Source organism: Sporomusa sp. (genome assembly GCF_057736855.1).
Window position 1 is genome coordinate 1 of the sequence record NZ_JBYKYF010000063.1, and the last position, 553, is coordinate 553.

Sequence of the window (553 nt, forward strand, 5' to 3'; positions counted from 1 at the left end):
CCCGACTACCTTCGCCGCACTCCTAAACAGTCTACAACTGGGATTTAGGACATTAGCGATTGAAAAACGTTCAAGTGAAGTTTGGACTCTCCTGGGGGCAGTAAAAACCGAATTTGGCAAATTTGGGACTGTTCTACTGAAAACTAAAGAAAAACTCGATCAAGCCAGTAGGCAAATTGACGCTGCCGCAGTACGTACTAGAGCCATTGAACGCAAGCTTAGAACGGTGGAACAATTGCCTGTATCTCAGGCAGTAGAACTATTGGGACAATATGATAGTGAAGAAACATAAACAACCGGCAACACTTAGCCGGTTGTTTATTTATGCTTATTAGCTGATAACTATATCACCACTATTTATAAAAAATAATGTTAAAAACTAGGCAACCAGGTAACAATAACCACTGAAACCAGATAAAAGGAGGTGCTGTCCAATGGATGATAATATTCTTACCAAAGTTTTTAGCTATCTAAAAAAAATACTTATTTATAAACCACCCCATACCTCCCTACCATTTGTTCTCGACGAACGGTCTAATGAAAGCAAGGAAAT

1 protein-coding gene is annotated in these 553 nt (G+C 39.2%); it reads left to right on the top strand.

The window, feature by feature from the left end; all coding sequences use genetic code 11:
• Positions 1-292 (top strand): DNA recombination protein RmuC (rmuC, locus tag AC29Z1_RS06145; RefSeq protein ID WP_488270577.1); only part of this gene is annotated, 292 nt, incomplete at its 5' end.
• Positions 293-553 lie beyond the last annotated feature (261 nt).